Source organism: Mycobacterium sp. (assembly GCF_008709575.1).
Lineage (GTDB): Bacteria > Actinomycetota > Actinomycetes > Mycobacteriales > Mycobacteriaceae > Mycobacterium.
Window position 1 is genome coordinate 1 of the sequence record NZ_VYIK01000329.1, and the last position, 709, is coordinate 709.

Here is a 709-nt window from a genome sequence, read left to right on the forward strand (position 1 = left end):
GAAGAAATTCGTCGCCACCAACACCGCATGGCTGGCGTGGTTGGCGGCCAGCTCGGCCAGGGTCGGCATGGCCGCCAGGGCGGCGCTGTAGGCCGCCGCCGCGGTCTCGAGCTGCCTGGTGGCCGCTGCGCTGTCGGCGCTGGCCTGCATCAGCCACGTCAGATACGCCGTAGTTGCGGCAACATACGACTCCGCGCTCGGCCCCTGCCACGCCCCGGCCTGCACCGACGACACCGCCGCGCCGAGTTCCTCAGCCGCCGAGGCGTATTCGACGCTGAGCGCGTTCCACGTCGCCGCGGCCGCCAGCAGCGACCCCGGTCCCGGGCCGCTGGAGAGCAGCGCCGAATGCACCTCGGGCGGACGCCATCCAGACCGGTGCCATCATCGTCGGCCCCCGACGATCCACCGGGCCGCCGTGGTGGTGTACCTCGTTGCGGTTCTGGAACCGCTCGCCCGGACTCGTGCCGTAGACGCGCTACCGACGGCGTTGTCCACGCCTCTGCCATCTCCTCGTGCGCTGCGATGTCAGCCCCGCACGTTAGCATTGCCTAAGCTAACTTGTCGAGGTTCGGGGTGGCACTGCACCCGGGACGGCTCGGCTTATTCCTCGATATCCCGCGGCTCGGCGCCGTCCCAGCTGCCCGGCACCATCGGCGCCGTCGGGCCGCCGCCGAACCCGGCACCGGCCAGGGTGGCCAGCCCCGCGGCC

General features: G+C 71.8%; 1 protein-coding gene and 1 pseudogene. Both read right to left on the minus strand.

All coding sequences use genetic code 11. The features are described from left to right. Positions 1-385 (minus strand): annotated as a pseudogene (locus tag F6Q13_RS18750) (PPE family protein); the annotation flags it as partial. Between the two features lie 215 nt (positions 386-600). Continuing rightward, positions 601-709, minus strand: a 109-nt coding sequence (locus F6Q13_RS18755) for a hypothetical protein (protein ID WP_293059732.1), incomplete at its 5' end; no start/stop codon positions are given.